We start from the raw sequence: 16918 nt of genomic DNA, 5'->3' as shown, positions 1-16918 counted from the left end.
GTGATGTAGCGGTGTTAGCCTCACCGGAGCTTGCGAAATGTGGTTCAACGGCGAACCGAGCACACCCGACGAAGGAAGTGGTTATGTCCTCATCCGCCCGCTCCGCACTCAATCCCAGCTCGCGTGCCGCACACCTTGAGAAACTTGCCGCGACGAGCGCCAACAATCCCCTCGACATCTTCATCGTCGGCGGCGGAGTCAACGGTGCCGGTGCCGCCTTTGATGCGGCAACCCGCGGCCTCAGCGTTGGCATCGTCGAGATGAACGACTGGGCGAGTGGCACGAGCTCGCGCTCGTCCAAACTCATGCACGGCGGCCTCCGCTACCTGCAAATGCTCGATTTCACGCTCGTCGCCGAAGCCCTCCGCGAGCGCGACCTGCTCATCTCAAAGACCGCGCCGCACCTGGTGAAGCCCATCAGCTTCATGTTCCCCATGAAGAACGTTTTCGAGCGCGGCTTCATTGGCTCGGGCATCGCCCTCTACGACGCGATGCAGATCGGCCACCGCGAGGTCCCGATCCACAAGCACGTCTTTTCGAAGGGCCTCGCGAAGGATTTCGCGGGACTCGACCCCGAAAAGAACTCGGGCGCGATCGAGTTCTACGATTCCCGCATGGATGACGCGCGCTTCGTCGCGATGCTCGTGCGCTCCGCCGTGAACCTCGGCGCTGCCGCCGCGAACTATACGAAGGTCACGCGCTACCTCAAGGACGGTGGCCGCGTCGTGGGCGCTGCCATCACGGACCTCGAGACGGGTAACGAGTACGAGGTGTACGCGCGCGAGGTCATTCTTGCCGGTGGCGTGTGGACCGGTGAAGAACAGGATCGCGCCGGCGCCGATTCAGGCCTTCAGGTGCTTGCCTCGAAAGGCATCCACATCACGGTGCCGCGCGAGGCGATTGAGGCGAAGGACAACACGGGCATCATCACGCAAACCGAGAAATCGGTGCTGTTCATCATCCCGTGGGACGAATACTGGCTGATCGGCACGACCGACACCCCGTGGAAAGAAAACGTCTCGGTGCCCACCGCAACGAGCAGCGACATCGACTACGTGCTCGAAAAGGCCAACGACGTGCTTCGCCGCCCGCTCACGCGCGAGGACGTCATCGGCGTCTACGCCGGCTTGCGCCCCCTTCTTCAGCCCGTGAAAAAGTCTGACGGCGCCTCGACGAAGGTGTCGCGCGAACACACGGTGATGGAGGTCGAACCGGGCCTGAGCGCGATCGCCGGCGGCAAGTACACGACCTACCGCGTCATGGCGGAAGACGTCGTCGACTTCGCCCTTCGCGGGACCCCCGATGCCCCGAAGACCAAAACTCGCGACATCCCCGTCATCGGTGGCGCCGGCTACGAGGAGATGCGGGTGCGTGCAACCGCGCTCGCGGGGAAGTACGGAATCGACGAGGTACGCCTCGAACGCTTGCTCTTCCGCTACGGCTCATTGCTCGAGGACATTTTCGCCCTCATGGACGAGAACCCCGAGCTCGCGACACCGCTCACGGACGCCCCTCGCTATCTCCGTGCCGAAATTGTGTACGCCGCCCGGAGCGAGGGCGTGCTTCACCTCGCCGATGCCCTCATGCGCCGCACGCGCCTCGACTACGAGACGCGTGATCGTGGCGTGAGCGCTGCTCGCGAGGTCGCGGAGATCCTCGCGGGCGAGCTCGGCTGGGACGAGGCGCGGCGCGAGGCCGAGATCGAGGCGTACTCGGCGTTTATCGCCGCCCGCCTCGAGGCGGAGCACACGACGAGCGATGCCGAAGCCGCTGCCCTCCTCGAGAACGTGCGCGAGATTCCCGCGCGCTAACCAACGCGCGCGAAAGCGCACCCATGATCAAGCGCGGGCAGCGGTGCCCGCGGGAGCCGAAAGGACCGCTCATGCCAGAGACCTCAGACCAGAAATACATTCTCGCCATCGACCAGGGCACAACCAGCTCGCGCGCGATGGTGTTCGACCACGACGGCCACGCGGTGTCGCAGGCCCAGCTCGAGCATAAGCAAATCTTCCCGCGCTCAGGGTGGGTCGAGCATGATCCGATGGAGATCTGGAGCAACACCCGTGAGGTCATCGCGCTCGCACTGAACAGGGCTGAAGTGAACCGGGATGACCTGGCAGCCGTCGGCATTACCAACCAGCGCGAGACCGCTGTCGTGTGGGATAAAAACACCGGCAAGCCCGTCTATAACGCGATCGTGTGGCAAGACACGCGCACGGCGCGAATCGTGCACGAGCTCGCGGGCGAGGAGGGCGTGAACCGATTCAAAGAGGTCACCGGCCTGCCGCTCACGACGTATTTCGCGGGCCCGAAGGTCAAGTGGATTCTCGATCACGTCGAGGGCGCGCGCGAGAAGGCCGAGGCGGGTGACCTGCTCTTCGGCACGATCGACACGTGGCTTTTGTGGCACATGACGGGCGCAACGAAGGGCGGCGCGCACGTCACCGACGTCACGAATGCCTCGCGAACCCTCCTCATGAACGTGCACACGCTCGAATGGGACGAGGACATTGCGCGCGAGATGGGAATCCCCATGTCGATGCTCCCCGAGATCCGCTCGTCGTCCGAGGTATACGGGAAGGGCCGCAAGCGCGGCCTGCTCACGAACGTGCCGATCGCGGGCATCCTCGGCGACCAGCAGGCGGCCACGTTCGGCCAGGCATGCTTTGAGAAGGGCACCGCGAAGAACACGTACGGCACGGGAAACTTCCTCCTTGTGAACACCGGGAACGAGGCACTTTCCTCGGATAACGGTCTGCTCACGACCGTGCTCTACAAGCTTGGCGACGCCGATCCCGTCTATGCACTCGAAGGCTCGGTTGCCGTCACGGGCTCGCTCGTGCAGTGGATCCGCGACAGCATCGGCCTGATCTCGAGCGCGAAAGAGGTCGAAGAACTCGCAACAAAGGTCGACGATTCGGGCGGCTGCTTCGTCGTGCCCGCGTTCTCGGGCCTGTTCGCCCCTTACTGGAAGGACGATGCTCGCGGGGCGATCGTGGGCCTCACCCGCTACGTCAACAAGCATCACATTGCGCGTGCCGTTCTCGAGGCCACGGCCTACCAGAGCGCCGAGTTGATCGACGCGATGAATGAGGATGCCAAGGTGCCGCTCAAGGAGCTGCGCGTTGACGGCGGCATGACCGTGAATGAGACCCTCATGCAGTTCCAGGCCGACATCCTCGGCGTGGACGTGATTCGCCCGAAGATCATCGAGACAACGGCGCTCGGCGCCGCGTATGCGGCGGGCCTTGCCGTGGGCTTCTGGAATTCCACCGACGACCTCGAGAAATATTGGGACGAGGACGTGCGCTGGACCCCGTCGATGGACGCACACGTGCGCGAGCGCAGCATGCGCCTGTGGCGCAAGGCCGTCGAGCGCACGTTTGACTGGGTCGATGACGACGTTGAGGCGGCCTTCGACCACGAAGGTTAATCGTTCTCGGGCGCGACGCGTGAAAGAAGAACGAGAGCCTCGTTGTGGGTGCTGTGCGGGAACATGTCGATGAGCCTCGCGCGTGCGACGCGGTAGTGCGGCATGCGCGCGAGATCTGCGGCGAGCGTTTCCGGGTTGCAACTCGAGTAGGCGATGGTGCGAACCCCCGAGTCGTTGAGGTAGCGGGAGAGTGCTTCGCCGATGCCGCGCCTCGGCGGATTCACGACGATCGCGTCCGGGAGGGTCGCCTGACGCCTGGCCCAGTCGGTTGCATCGGCGGTCTCGAAGCGCACGCGAACGTGAGCTTCGGGGGCGGTGTGGGGTCCGACGGCGCCCGCGAAACCGTGCCGCTTCGCCGAACCTTGTGCGCTTTCGATCGCCTCATTCGTGATTTCGATGCCCGTGATGTCCATGTGCGCGCCGCGGGCGCGTGCTTCGTGGGCGATGCCGAGGGCGAAGCCGCCCACGCCGCAGTAGAGGTCCCACGCGGTGCGCGCGCCCGCGTCGAGAATCCAGCGTGCGACCTGGGCGTAGAGTTCGCTCGCCACGGCGGTGTTGGTTTGCGTGAAGGAGCGGGGGAGCACGTCAACGTCGATATTGCCAAGTGGGAGGCGTAGACGATCGGCCCCCGCGAGGTGGATCTCTTCAGCTCCCTCGATGAGAGCCTCGTGCTCGGGATGGATGTTCGCGCTGACGACGCTCACGCGAGGATCAAGGAGCGCGAGGTGTTCGCGGATCCTTTCGAGCGCGGAAGTGCTGCGCAGGACGAGGCGCACCATGGCTTCCGTTGGTGTTGCGGTGACGAGCACGTACTTGATCTCGCCGCGGCGTTTGTCGAGATTGTAGGGCGGCACCTGGGCGCGGCGAATGAGCGCGCGGGCACTTTCCAGAACCTCGGTGACAAGCGGGGGGTACAGCGGGCAATCAGCGAGGTCAACGCCCTCGTGTGAACCTGGAAAGGAGAAGACTGGGGCCGCCGCCGTGCCACGCACCATCATCTTCGCCTTCGTGCGAAACCCCCACGGTGCGCTCACGAGCGGCTCGTCCCACACGGTGGAAGGCGTCGCCACATCGGCGAGGAGTTCTGTGAGCTGTGCATGCGCCTCGCGTACCTGGACATCGTGCGGGGTGCGCATGAGGCTGCACGATTCGCATTGCCCGGCAGAAAAGTACTCGCAGATCCCGCTGTCGGGGTCGATCCGCGGGTGCGCGAAAGCGGACATCGGTTAGCCGATGACGTCGAGCTGGGCGTTGTCCTTGCAAATGCTCGTCACGGAATACATGGCGCCACCGAGTTCGAATTGATCCCCAACCTGGAGCGGACCGAACTGCTGCTTGCCGCCGCCCTGGTTAATCGTGAACGTCGCTTCCGAGGAGCCGCCGTTTTCCTTCCACCCGTTGTACGTGAACGAGCCGTTGAAACCCTCGAGCGCCGGATCGGGGGCGCCGTGCAGCGGGATCTTCACCATGCCCTCGTCGCTGCAGGAATCGCCGAGCTCGGCATGATCGAGGCCTCCGGCGGTGATCTCGGGGACCGGTGGCGCGTCCCCGTTGCCCTCGGACTCATTGATCACGACGCTGGGGCCGCCACCATCGCTCGCCGCCGCTGCGCTCGACGCAGGCGGGGAGGATTGCGGCTCATTGGGGGAGCCGCAACCGGCAAGAGCAAGGGCTAGGCAGCCGCATGCCGCCAGTGCCCGCAGCGAGGTGGAAACACGCACGAATGTCCTCCTAAGGGTGAAATGAGACGAGCACCAGGTTAACCGCATCAACTCCGCGCGAGATGGACGTCTCACCGCGGTACGGTGGGGGACATGGCAGATTCACCGCGAGAAACGACCCGCCCGGGCGCACCGAGCCCCGCGGCCCTCGCAGGGCGTACGCACGCAAAGCGAGAAGTACGCGCGGTGGACTACGACGCAGTCCCCGAGCTCGCGCGGCGCAGGGCGGCGGGCGAGGACCTCGCGGATCTCCTCGCCGAAGCCGAAAAGAGGCGCGAGAAACAGCGCGAAGCCCACACTGCTGCGAAGGCCGCGCGTGAAAAGGCGAATGAAGCGGAGAGCCTCGACATCGCTCGAGGCTTCGGTGCGCCACCCGCAGGTACCGTCGTCACGCTCAATCCCACCGATCCGCGCCCCTTCACCCGCCCGCTGACCGTTCACGAAGACGAAGTGCGCACGGTCTCGGGGGCGAGTTTCGCGCGCATCACGCACGACATCATCGTGCTCACCGTCGCCGACCCCGAGGATGCGTGGACGAGCGATAACGGCGCGAGCGACCACTTCCAGCGCGGCGACTGGACCGTGCAGGTGCGTCGATCCGATAATCACGTGATCGGTGCTTTCCCCACGGCCTACGCTCTCTCGGTGAGGCCCGAGGAGGTGGACTCGTTCGACCCTGCGGATTTTGCGGGCCCGAGTAACCGCAAAAAGAAGGGCACGCGCCACCCCGGCGATCGCGCCGCGCTCAAACGCCGGCTCGAAGAGCACGGTTTCGTGGTCACCACCTCGGGCGCGACTCACGGCAAAATCACCCACCCCGACTTCCCGGGGCTGTTTACGCCGTGGGCCTCGACCCCGAGCGATAGGCGCCACCCGCAACTCGTGACGGCCCAGGTGAAACGGGTTTTTGGGATCGATATTCGCGAGGCACCGTCGGAACCCTGAGTCATTTTTGTACACATTCTGAGATTCGGCTGCGTGTCGCGCGTTACATGCTTATGATCAACCGCAACCCTTAAATGGGCTGCGCGTCACATTCGTGGCGCGGGATCGTCACTACCGAAGAGGTGTCGGGTGAGATTCCCAGTACTCAAGCGCGCCGCCGCCGCATGCGTCGCAGCGCTCACAGCGCTCACGCTCACAGCCGCGCCCGTGGCCGCACAGCCGCACGGCAACGAGCCCCCAAAGGACCCGGCGCACGTCGAGTCCAACTCCAGCAAAGACCGGGTCGCCGTTCTCGTAACCCTCAAGAACCAGCCGGGATCGCCCTCCACAAACGGTGAAAACCGCAACCTGCGCGAGCAGATTCGCCTCATCAACACGTGGAGCAAGGCCTATGGCATCGAGGTTGATCGCCAGTTCGGCTTCCTCGTCAACGGCTTCTCGGCAACGATGCCCGCGGCCAACATGGCGAAGCTCCAGGCCGAACCGGCGGTCGACTCCGTGCGTCGCGAGCGCCAGTACGAGCGCACCGAATACGAGGCGCGCGAAATGGAGCAGGTTTCGGCGGCCTTCGAGAACTACGGCGTTGACGGCTCCGGGATGGTCGTCGCCGTCATCGACTCGGGCGTCGACCCCACCCACGAAGACATGCGCATCGACGACGGCGTTGATACGAAAATCGACACGGTGAATCCGAACGGCAAGTTCACGAAGAAGATCCCCGAGGGCTACAACTACGCCGACGAAAACTACGAATTCTGGGATACAACGACGAGCCAGCACGGCATGCACGTCGCCGGAATCGTCGCCGCCAACGCCCCCGACGGCAAGAAAGGCGGACTCGAGGGCGTCGCCCCCAACGCCCAGATCCTCTCGTTGAAGGTCTTCTCCAACGGCGCAAACCCCTACGCCTCCGACTCTGACCTGATCGCCGCCATCGAGGATGCGGTCAAACTCAAGGCCGACGTCATCAACCTCTCCCTCGGGTCGACTAATGGTGTCAAGTGGGACTCCGACGGCTCGAACCTCGCCCTCAAGAAGGCTGAAGAGATGGGCGTACTCGCCGTCATCTCCTCCGGCAACGACGGACTCAACTTTTCCGAAACGGGAGGAACCGACGACGCCCTCGGCAAGCTCGACGACGGCACCGTTGGCACCCCCGGCATCCAGGGCAATGCCCTCACGGTCGCCTCGGTTGACAACAACGTCGTCTCCACACCTCGCGGCTTCTACAACGACGGCGACGACCACCCCTTCGGCTACCAGCTCCAGATCGGCGAAGCGACGAACAAGCCCTACGAGGTCGCCCACCTGGGTCTCGGCAAAAAAGAGGACTACCCGGATGGGACTGATCTAAGCGGCAAGATTGCCCTTATTGAGCGTGGTGAAATCTCCTTCACCGAGAAGTTCCAGCGCGCGATCGACCACGGCGCCGCCGGCGTGCTCGTATTCAACTCCGAAGAAGGCGGCGAAGCCTTCGCCGGCATGGCCGGCATCGAAGACTTCACGATCATCGGCGGTTCCCTCAAGCACTCGACGGGCGTCGCTATTCGCGATGCGATCGCAAAGGGCGGCGATACGCCCGTGACGGTCCGCCTCACAAACGAGGTTGGCTCAGAGGCGAACCCCACCGCAGCCCAGGCCTCGACGTTCTCCTCGTGGGGCACGACCCCCAATCTCGAGTTCGAACCCGAGATCGCCGGCATCGGCGGAAGCGTCTACTCGACGCTCAACGACAACAAGTACGGCACGAAGTCCGGAACATCCATGGCGGCCCCGAACATCTCGGGCATGTCCGCACTGCTCCTTGAGAACTACGCCGAACGCTACCCCGACCTCAGTGGTCCAGAGCGGCTTGCCCGTGCCCGCACGGCACTCATGAACACGGCGATTCCCGTGAAGAACGGTGAACACGTTGCGCCTCCGCGTCAGGTCGGCGCGGGCCTCGCGCAAATGGCGAACGCCCTCGACACGAACGTGTACGCGACCGTCGACGGCGAGGCGGCCGTCGAGCTCAAAGAGGTCAATTCCGTTCGCGAATTCACGGTGACCCTCACGAACCACTCGGGCGAGGCAGTCACCTACGACATCCCCGCGCAGACCGTGCTCAATGAAACGAATGCCAAGGGAGAAGAGACGACGAGCGTGGTCTCCCACGAAAGCCTGCAGGCGTCGGAAAAATCCGTGACCGTTCCCGCCAATGGCACCGCGAACGTGACCTTCACCCTCAAGCCCGACCTGAGCGCCGGCGACCACTTCATTGAGGGGTACGCGGTGCTCACCTCAAAGAGCGTGCCCACCCTTTCTGTGCCGTACTTCGGTTTCGTGGGCGACTGGAACGCGGAACCCATCGTGGCTGAGCAAGGTCACGGGTGGGACGCGCTCGGAGTGAAGAGCGAGGTCACGGGCCTTTCCACGACCCTCGACCTGTTCGGTAGTCCCTACCCGAGCACGCTGCCCGAGGGCGGCTGGCTCTCTCCGAACGGCGACGGTACGCGTGACGAAGCCAGCGCGGCGCTCGCCATGATGCGTAACGCCGCGGATGTGGAATTCAGCGTCCTGACGGAAGACGGCAAGCCGCTCGTCGAGCTCGGTGCCACGCACAGTGTTCCCCGTACCATCGCGGGCGACGTGCTCGAGGTCAAGAACAAGCTCGCCCCCGAAGGATCGACCCTCATCAACGGCGGCACCTTCGACGGCCGCATGTGGGATCCGGCGAAGGGCGAATTCGTGAACGTCCCCGAAGGCCGCTACATCTACCGTGTGAAGTCCAGGCTTTCGGAAGACTTCGACTGGCAGACGGTCGATATGCCCTTCGGCATCGACGTCACGCCACCCGAAGTAAGCGTTGGCGAGCTTGAAAACGGCACCATCACGATCACGATCGACGACAAACTCTCGGGGGCCAACCCGTCCCTGTCCGTCATCGATGCCACGGGGGAGGGTCTCCCGGTCAAGGCCAACGGCGACGGTACCTACACCGTGACGGTCAAGGACGCCCAAGCCTCTAAGTACCTGTGGTTCATCGCCTCCGACAACGCCTACAACAAGGTGGAGTTCCGCAAGGTCCTCGTTGATGATGACCCGCTCGTGCTTCTCAACACGAAGACCTACAACGACCCCGAATTCGTGTTCGGAAATGCCTCCGACGCGTACGTGGACGGAAAGTTCCAGCTGAGCGGAACCGTGACGAGCCAGGTGGCAAAGGTCGAGGTCGAAGGCAAGAGCTACGAGGTCACCAACGGCGGCTTCACGGCGCTCGTTGATGTGAAGCCCGATGCGGAAAACTCGATCACGGCCAAGGCGTTCACCAAGGCCGGCGAAGAGATCGACTCCGAAACCCTCACGTTCTACTACGATGCGCAACCGGCCTCGGTGGACATCTCCGCCTCGAACCTCGACGAGGACGGCCGCATCATCCCGAATGAGGACGGGTCGATCACGATCAAGGGCACCATCAAGGACCCCGAACCCTCCAACCCGGTCGCGAAGAAAGGTGGCCTGTGGGCCGGTGTGAACTGGGACTTCGTGGGTGCTGAACCCGATGGTTCGTTCGAGGTCACCACGTCCTCCGTCGAGGAAGGCGAGCCCTTCTTTGTGCTTCAGGCAGGCGACAACGCCAACTTTACCTACCTCGTTGTGGAGATCTCGGGGCGCGTCAAAGGCTCCAAAGCCACCCCGACACCCGAGTTCGAGAACCTCGAGTGCCTCCAGGGATTCGCGCTGTGCCTCGTGTCGCCCGAATCGGGCGACCTCAGTGAAGACGGCTCGACCTACACCCTGCGCGGCAAGGGCGGTCAGCCCGGCTCGACCGTGACCCTCACCCCCGGCGCGCGTGCCGAAGGCGAGCACGTCGGTAGCCTCGAGCCCATCACGGCAACCGTCGGCGAGGACGGCACCTTCACCGCGAAGGTTCCCATCCAAACGGGAGAGAACCACTACGAATACGTCGTGACGAATCCCGAGGGCGAGGTGAAGGGCCGCCAGATCCTCAACATCTGGTTCGACGTCAACGCGCCGACAGTCCGCTTCGACAGCCCGAACCTCGTGAACGGCACCCTGTTCACGAACAAGGACGAAGTGACGTTCGCGGGTTCGGCTGAGGACGACGGATGGGGGTACAGCCTCCGCGTCAACAACCAGCAGGCCGTGGACATCCACGTACCGAACGCGATTGGGCCCGAGGCGAACCGCCGCGAGTTCTCTGAGACTGTTGCGGTGGCGGATGGCGACACGATCCTCGTGAGCTTCGCCGACTCCGTTGGCAACACGCGAGTGGCCGCGATCCCCGTGATCGTCGACAAGGTCGCGCCCGAGGTGGCGATCGACACCGTTGGCGATGGCGAGCGCATTACCGACGGCCGCACCCTCACCGTGAGCGCTGCGGACCCGCACCTTGCGAGCCTCAACGCACGCTTTGCGGGTGCGACTGCCGACGGCAACCTCACGCGTGAATTCGTGAACGAGAGTGTTCCGCTCGATGCCGAGAAGGTGACGGTCGAGAACGTTCTCGTGGATATCGACGAGGTCGACGACGGAGAGGATTCTAAGCCGCAAGCGGAGCATGCTGACGGTGTCGAAGCACCCGCGGAGGACACGGTCACCCCGGGTGAAGGCGACGATGTGACCGCCGAGGGAACCCTCGCCGTTCCCGAAACGACGCATCTCTCGGGTGAACTCGAGACATCGAGCTTGCCCGCAGGACGCTATACCGTGAGCGCCACAAGTGCCGACTTCGCCGGCAATGAGGGTTCTGAGACACGCACCTTCGATGTTGACGCGGAGCCCGTGATCGAGGGCGAGGATGCGCTCTCCCTCACTGTGAACCGGAAGGACCTCGCGAACGATGAGGCGCTTGCTGCGCAGGTCCTTGAGGGGTACTCGGTTTCGGATGACGGTGCCGTTCTCCCCGATGGGACCGTCGTAAAGGGCGATACGACGAGCCTCGCGCTTCGCGAGGGCACGATTCTCGCCCCCGGCGAGAACACCGTTGCCCTGGTGGCGACCGATGCGGCCGGTCGCCAAGTGGTTCGCAATGTCAAGGTCACGATCGAGCTCGAGCAGGTCACGCTGCACACGGGCGACTTGAGTGCTACGTCGACGTTCCGCAGCAACGATGTGCTGGCCGCAGATATCGCGAGCGAGAACGGCGTGCACACGATCGCGGTGTCGAACGCGTTCGGCCCGCTCGAGGCGACCTTCACGCTGCCTGCTCCTGAGGGGTCGACCGTCGCGCTTGTGCGCGAGGACGGCACCGTGGAGCCGATCGGCTCGACCTGGACCGATGGCACTCTCACGTGGGTGGGTTCCTCCCACGGGACGTACCGCGTGGTCGAGCCGGCACGCACCGACGGTGGCGATGACGGCAAGGAAATCATCGCCCCTGCGAAGCCGGGCCCGAAGGGCGGCTCGGGCGATGCCGGTGCCGGTGCACACCCCGATAAGCCGGGTGATTCCGGTCGTGCGGAGGGCTCCGGCGGCAGCGGCGAGGGTGAGGGGCCGACGGCTCCCGGCAGCCCGCGCGGCAAGAATCCAAGTCGTGGCAAGGCGAAGGGTGCGTCGGGCTTCATGCCCCGCACGGGCGCCGAGGTCGCAGGGCTCATGCTCGTTGGCGGTGCTCTCGTCGCTGGTGGCGCGGTGCTCGTGGTGAGTCGTAGGCGCGGCCACAGGTTGTAAGGCCGGTGCCTCTTGGGAGGGCCGCACGGGAGTGGATCCCCGGGCGGCCCTTCTTTTCCCTCCGGTCAGGGCAGCTTTGCCGCTTCGAATAAAAGAGGGCGCCGGCTCGTCCCCACGAGCCGGCGCCGTATCCCTTTCCCCCGCGCTAGGGCCTGATGTACGGATCCTCTCCTCAAAGAATCGGTACGCCGCTAACGCGTGATTACATATAACCGCCTCTTTCTTCCCGGGCGCTGTGCCTGGCCTAGCAAATCGCTGGGAGCGCCGCGGTGTTCCTGCAAGGAGCGCCCGCGAGTTCGTCGTTTGTGCTGGTAGTAGTGCATTTTCCCGAGCTAGAGTCTGGGAATCGTGGCTGAGGTCACGGTACGATTGCCGTGGTTCCTCACGAAACCTTTACACATGGCCTGGCGCCCCGAGGAGGATGCACGTGAATCAGCCCGTAAAACTTGACTGGCCCACTCCTACCACCGACGTCGACACCTCGAAAATGCGGGCGGCACTCGAGCGGCTTGCCGTCGCAGTCGCCTCCTCGAATGGTCTTGCTGAACTGATCGACCCCGAAGAATCCGGGGCCGATGTTCCCCCCGCCCTCAAAGATCTCGCCGATGAAATGGCGGGGGCACGCGTGGGGGAGGAGTTTGAGCTGAACCTCCTGGCTGAGGATCGCACGGATCTGGGCCCCTTCACGTTGCTGGGCGAGCCGACGTCGTACTATCCCCTCTTCGAGACCGTCGACGACGCCGTGATTCTCACGCTCAATGATGAGGGCATCCCGGGTGGCGTGTGGTGGATCGACGAGGAGCTCGACATGCACCTGCTTGCGACGAGCCTCGACGAGTACGTGGATACCGTTACGCGCGCGATCGCGGCGCTCAGCCCGGAGGCGAGTGATCCGGGTGAGGATGTGTGGCGCGCGGTTGCGGCGTCGCAGCGTTCGACGTTAACGCTGCTCGAATCGGTTGAGGATCTGTCCTCACACGTTGAGTTCGCCGCCGACGGCCTCAGTGCGCGCCTCGTCGCCGATCGGGCGTGATCGCTTGAGGATCACGCGCACTTCCGTCTTCGAGCACGCCCCCGAAACGCTTGCTCGTTACCTCGACACCCATGCCGCGCGCACGCGTATCGCGATTGCGGGAGCCTCGGGATACGACCGACGGTGCGGGCGTTGTTTAGGTCGTGGTTGAGCGCAGGGGAATGTAGCCCGCGGTGATGACAGCCGCGAGCAGCGTGAGCGCCGCCCCGGTCGCCGTGAGCGGGGAGAGGTGCACGCTCGGGTCGAGCGCATCGAGCATGACTGACCCGATGATTTGGCCCGCTATCGCCGCGCCGCTCAGCACGAGCACGCCCGTGTACCGCACGAGGGCGGCGGAAGCGGCAATGTAGGTGAGGCCGATCAGGCCACCGAGGTAGAGAACCGGGTTGGTGGGAAACGCCCCACCTAGCGGGGTGAGCGCGAGGCTGACCGCCGCGGCTATGCCGAGCGCGAGTGAGCCGAGCGTAAAGTTTCCGAGAGCCGAAACGAGAAAACTTCCCGTGTGCGCCGTGACGATGCCGTTGGCTCCCGTTTGGAGGCCGACGCCTATGCCCGCGAAAAACGGCAGGATCAGGTTGAGCCACGGGACGGCATTCGTGAGCCCGGAGGCAAGCGCCAAGGCGACACTGGCGACCATGAGGGCTGAGCCGACAAGGCGTGAGGTGCTCAAGCGACGAGGCTCACCGGGGCCGAAACCTCCGCGGTCAAGAGCGGCGCCTGCGAGAGTTTGCCCCGCGACAACGCTCACGATGAACAGGGCAACCCCGAGCACGCCGACCGTGAGGGACTGGGTGAAAACAAGGAAGGCGCCGCCTAGACCGCCGATTGCGTACCGCCAGTCGAAGCGACCCGTCGCGATGTCGCGCGCGTATTCTCGCGCCGCACGCCGCTCAGCGGGCAGAGCAAGCACGATCACGAGAAGTCCAAGGCAGCCGATACCGAAGCTCACGAAGGCCGCGAGATAAGGGTTCTCGAGCTGGCCCGCAAGATCGGCGTTAATCCGCGACTGGAGTGCGGCGAGAACGCCTCCTGCCATGATGATGGCGATGGCCCACCACGGCGCGCGAGGTGTGGCGACTTCCCCCTGGTGCTCATCTGCCACTGCTGTTTGCGTACTCATGCGCACCATTGTCTCTCGATCCTCTCGCGCAGAAACTCCCCGCAAAAGAGGGCGCGAGGGTGGCAGGCAGGCGTCGGACCCCTACGATGGGGGTATGGAACTCGATCCCGGTTATTCGAACGTGCGCGTGGGCGTCAAGGCGATTATCGTGCGCGGAACAAGCGTGCTGTTCAACGAAAACATCGATGTTCACGGCAACCGCGTGTTCGTGCTGCCCGGCGGCGGGCAAGAACACGGCGAAAGCCAAGTGGAGGCGCTGAAGCGCGAATGCGAAGAGGAGATCGGCGCGGCCGTGCGCGTCTACGACCTTGCGTGCACGTTCGACCTCATCAGCGCGAAGGTGGGCCGCCACCGCGACTCAGGGCAAGTGTTCCACCAGCAAAATCTTCTCTTTTGGTGCGACCTCGAGCCCGGTAGTGAGCCGCGCATGGGGGAGGGCCACGACCCGCACCAGGTGGGTGTCAAGTGGATCGAGATCAACGACCTCCACACGGTCGACGTTCGACCGCGCGAGGTTGGCGAGTGGTTGCAGTCGGATCCGAGTATCCGCCCGCGCACGCTCGGCACGATCCGCGAGCAGTCACTGTAGGGGTAGGGCTGACGTTCGCCTGCCGCACGTGGTGCAACAATAAAGAAGGGTATTCCCGCAGACATATTTTTCTCGAACGATGTTGAGGAGTAATCGTGGCTATTTCGCGAGAATTCGCGTACGGCATCCCCAAGGCTGAGCTTCACCTTCACCTCGAAGGCACTCTTGAGCCCGATCTCAAGCTCAAGCTCGCGAAGAAGAATGGAATCGATATCGGTCAAGAGACTGTTGACGAGGTTGAGGCCTCGTATCAGTTTGATTCGCTCACGTCATTCCTCGCCGTGTACTACCCGGCAATGAACGTGCTTCAGGATGAGGACGATTTCTACGCGCTCGGCTCGGCCTACTTTGCGCGGGCGAAGGAGAATGGCGTTGTGCGCGCCGAGTGCTTTTTCGACCCGCAGGCACACACCTCGCGCGGGGTCGAGCTCGAAGCGGTGATCCGCGGCTACTACCGCGCCGTCGAGGAGGCCCGTGAGAATGGCCTGAGCGCGGATCTCATCCTGTGCTTCCTTCGCGACATGTCGGCGGATTCGGCACTTGAAACCCTTCGTGCGGCGCTTCCGTACAAGGACATGTTCGTGGGCGTGGGGCTCGATTCTGATGAGCGTGACAACCCGCCGCAGAAGTTCGCCGAGGCGTTTGACCTTGCGCGCGAAAATGGCCTTCGCGTGACAATGCACTGCGATATCGACCAGGTCGGTTCGATCGACAACATCCGTACCGCGCTCACGGAGCTTGGTGCCGAGCGCCTCGATCACGGCACGAACATCATTGAGGATCCCGAGCTCGTGAAGCTTGTGGTGGAGAAGGGGATCGGCCTGACGAGCTGCCCCATGTCGAACTCCTTCGTGACGGAAGAGATGAAGGGCGAGGAGATTGTGGAGCTGCTCGGCCGCGGGGTGAAGGTTTCGATTAACTCCGACGACCCTGCCTACTTCGGTGGTTACATCGCGGATAACTTCCTTACGCTTGCGGAAAAGGAAAGGCTCACGAAGGAACAGGTTGCACAGCTCGCGCGGAACTCGATCGAGATTTCGTGGGCCGAGGATTCGGAGCGTTCGGCGATGCTTGATTCGCTCGAGGAGTTCGTCGCCGCGAACTGAGTGCAAGAAGCTGCAAACATCCAGAGCCCTACATTCGAGAAAGTCACCGGGCACCGTTGCGTCCCAGGTGCGGAAAATGCTCTAGATTCGACTAGATATTGCATCTACACTCGAGCCATGAAGACGATTTCAGTGGCCGAACTCCGGCAGAACCCCACACGCGCGCTCGATGATGCGGCTGCTGGGCAAACCTATGTCGTGACCAAACATCACCGCCCCTGGGCGCAGCTTGGCCCGCTGGAAGAGAACGGCTCCCTACCTTTAGCGCCGGCCCGCGATCGAGGTCCGGTCTCGTACGATGATTGGCCCGATCGGCCGGCCGCTCCGCAATCAGAGATAGACGAACTCGTCGATTGGGCGAGAGGCGACCGGTGACGAACTACCTCGACACTTCGGTGGCGGTAGCGGTGCTCGAAGGAAACGTGTCGGCGCGAGCGTGGTTTAAAGAAGCCGTTGGAGGTCGCGGAGTGGTCTCTTCCAGGCTCCTCCAAACTGAGTTAACCGGTGCTGTTGCAAAGTTGGGCGGAGAACAGCGAAGATTCAGTTTCTCATTCCCTGATGGCCGCTGCGTGTGGGCGTTGTTAGGCCGTCTCGAAGACCCGGTTGACGATCACCGCGTCCGGGTTCGGTTGCCCGTAGGCAAACATCGCGCCTTGCCCTTTCCGCAATGAATGCATCGCCTCCATCCCTTTCAACGCCCGATATGCAGATGTCCGGTTCTTAAACGCGCCTTTTGACCCGAAGATCCGCTTCAGCCGACCATGGTCGCCTTCCAGGATGTTGTTGAGGTATTTCACCTGCCGGTGTTCCACTGTTGGCGGGCAGATTCCCTCTGACTTCAACTCGGCGATTGCCCTGGCTAGGGAGGGTGCTTTATCGGTGTTGATCACTCTGGGACACCCGGCTGACGCACTGGATCTGAGGGCCTTGGCCAGGAAACGCTTCGCGGCGGCCACGTTCCGCTTCGGAGAGGTAAAAGTCCAGGGTCTGGCCGCCGGCGGTGATCGCCCGATAGAGGTAGCACCACCTGCCGCCGACCCGGATATAGGTCTCATCCACCCGCCAGGAACTGGCCTGCCAGTCAGGTTCCTGTCGGTACCACCGTGTTTGCTTGTCCAGCTCAGGGGCGTATTTCTGGACCCAGCGGTAGATCGTGGTGTGATCGACCGGCACGCCCCGCTCGGTCATCATTTCCTCCAGATCGCGGTAGCTCACCCCGTAGCGGCAGTACCACCGCACTGCCCACAGAATGATGTCACGGGGGAAACGACGACCGGAGAAGATACCCATGGCTGTGA

Annotated in this window: 11 protein-coding genes and 1 pseudogene; 8 read left to right on the top strand and 4 right to left on the bottom strand. The window is 63.6% G+C overall.

What is annotated here, in order from left to right; all coding sequences use genetic code 11:
- Nucleotides 1-83: 83 nt before the first annotated feature.
- Nucleotides 84-1811: a glycerol-3-phosphate dehydrogenase/oxidase gene (locus DAD186_RS09955; protein ID WP_065248541.1), complete on the top strand. Its 1728-nt coding sequence runs from the start codon at nucleotides 84-86 to the stop codon at nucleotides 1809-1811.
- Between the two features lie 71 nt (nucleotides 1812-1882).
- Nucleotides 1883-3433 carry a glycerol kinase GlpK gene (gene glpK / locus DAD186_RS09950; RefSeq protein ID WP_065248540.1) on the top strand — a complete coding sequence of 517 codons (1551 nt, stop codon included), beginning with the start codon at nucleotides 1883-1885 and terminating at the stop codon, nucleotides 3431-3433.
- Here the strand turns inward: glpK and DAD186_RS09945 are convergent.
- Entirely contained in the window at nucleotides 3430-4569 is a 1140-nt protein-coding gene (locus DAD186_RS09945) for a methyltransferase domain-containing protein (RefSeq protein ID WP_236886251.1), read from the bottom strand. The two genes, glpK and DAD186_RS09945, sit on opposite strands and share 4 nt — an antisense overlap.
- 90 nt (nucleotides 4570-4659) lie before the next feature.
- Entirely contained in the window at nucleotides 4660-5154 is a 495-nt protein-coding gene (locus DAD186_RS09940; protein ID WP_157457138.1) for a hypothetical protein, read from the bottom strand.
- Nucleotides 5155-5247: 93 nt separating this feature from the next.
- Here DAD186_RS09940 and DAD186_RS09935 point away from each other — a divergent pair, with 93 nt between their 5' ends.
- The 3 genes from DAD186_RS09935 (at nucleotide 5248) to DAD186_RS09925 (ending at nucleotide 12805) form a co-directional block, all read left to right on the top strand.
- Nucleotides 5248-6099 (top strand): hypothetical protein, encoded by an 852-nt coding sequence (locus tag DAD186_RS09935; RefSeq protein ID WP_065248537.1) that lies wholly within the window; start codon nucleotides 5248-5250, stop codon nucleotides 6097-6099.
- Between the two features lie 129 nt (nucleotides 6100-6228).
- Complete coding sequence (locus DAD186_RS09930; protein WP_065248536.1) at nucleotides 6229-11772, top strand: S8 family serine peptidase; 5544 nt, start codon at nucleotides 6229-6231, stop codon at nucleotides 11770-11772.
- Between the two features lie 427 nt (nucleotides 11773-12199).
- Nucleotides 12200-12805 carry a hypothetical protein gene (locus DAD186_RS09925; RefSeq protein ID WP_157457137.1) on the top strand — a complete coding sequence of 202 codons (606 nt, stop codon included), beginning with the start codon at nucleotides 12200-12202 and terminating at the stop codon, nucleotides 12803-12805.
- Between the two features lie 136 nt (nucleotides 12806-12941).
- On the opposite strand, the gene DAD186_RS09920 is transcribed toward DAD186_RS09925, so the two are convergent.
- Nucleotides 12942-13925, bottom strand: coding sequence for a DMT family transporter (locus tag DAD186_RS09920; protein WP_082991247.1), 984 nt, complete (start codon nucleotides 13923-13925; stop codon nucleotides 12942-12944).
- Nucleotides 13926-14019: 94 nt separating this feature from the next.
- On the opposite strand from DAD186_RS09920, the gene DAD186_RS09915 reads away from it, so the two are divergent.
- The 3 genes from DAD186_RS09915 to DAD186_RS10720 all read left to right on the top strand — a co-directional run bounded on the left by DAD186_RS09915 (nucleotide 14020) and on the right by DAD186_RS10720 (nucleotide 15995).
- Entirely contained in the window at nucleotides 14020-14514 is a 495-nt protein-coding gene (locus DAD186_RS09915; protein WP_065248534.1) for an NUDIX domain-containing protein, read from the top strand.
- 95 nt (nucleotides 14515-14609) lie between these two features.
- A complete protein-coding gene (gene add, locus DAD186_RS09910; RefSeq protein ID WP_065248533.1) occupies nucleotides 14610-15620 on the top strand; it encodes an adenosine deaminase in 1011 nt (336 codons plus the stop codon).
- 117 nt (nucleotides 15621-15737) lie between these two features.
- Nucleotides 15738-15995: a type II toxin-antitoxin system Phd/YefM family antitoxin gene (locus tag DAD186_RS10720; protein WP_081976389.1), complete on the top strand. Its 258-nt coding sequence runs from the start codon at nucleotides 15738-15740 to the stop codon at nucleotides 15993-15995.
- Between the two features lie 206 nt (nucleotides 15996-16201).
- Here DAD186_RS10720 and DAD186_RS10715 read toward each other — a convergent pair.
- Nucleotides 16202-16910 (bottom strand): annotated as a pseudogene (locus DAD186_RS10715) (IS6 family transposase).
- Nucleotides 16911-16918: the final 8 nt, after the last annotated feature.

The organism is Dermabacter vaginalis (assembly GCF_001678905.1).
Classification (GTDB): Bacteria; Actinomycetota; Actinomycetes; order Actinomycetales; family Dermabacteraceae; genus Dermabacter; species Dermabacter vaginalis.
This window is presented reverse-complemented; position numbering and strand designations above follow the sequence as displayed.

What these genes read in the sequence shown, in the direction of transcription:
- DAD186_RS09955 (WP_065248541.1), top strand. Translation starts at nt 84, where the DNA reads ATGTCCTCATCCGCCCGCTCCGCACTCAATCCCAGCTCGCGTGCCGCA.
- glpK (WP_065248540.1), top strand. Translation starts at nt 1,883, where the DNA reads ATGCCAGAGACCTCAGACCAGAAATACATTCTCGCCATCGACCAGGGC.
- DAD186_RS09945 (WP_236886251.1), bottom strand. Translation starts at nt 4,569, where the DNA reads ATGCGCACCCCGCACGATGTCCAGGTACGCGAGGCGCATGCACAGCTC.
- DAD186_RS09935 (WP_065248537.1), top strand. Translation starts at nt 5,248, where the DNA reads ATGGCAGATTCACCGCGAGAAACGACCCGCCCGGGCGCACCGAGCCCC.
- DAD186_RS09920 (WP_082991247.1), bottom strand. Translation starts at nt 13,925, where the DNA reads ATGAGTACGCAAACAGCAGTGGCAGATGAGCACCAGGGGGAAGTCGCC.
- DAD186_RS09915 (WP_065248534.1), top strand. Translation starts at nt 14,020, where the DNA reads ATGGAACTCGATCCCGGTTATTCGAACGTGCGCGTGGGCGTCAAGGCG.
- DAD186_RS10720 (WP_081976389.1), top strand. Translation starts at nt 15,738, where the DNA reads ATGAAGACGATTTCAGTGGCCGAACTCCGGCAGAACCCCACACGCGCG.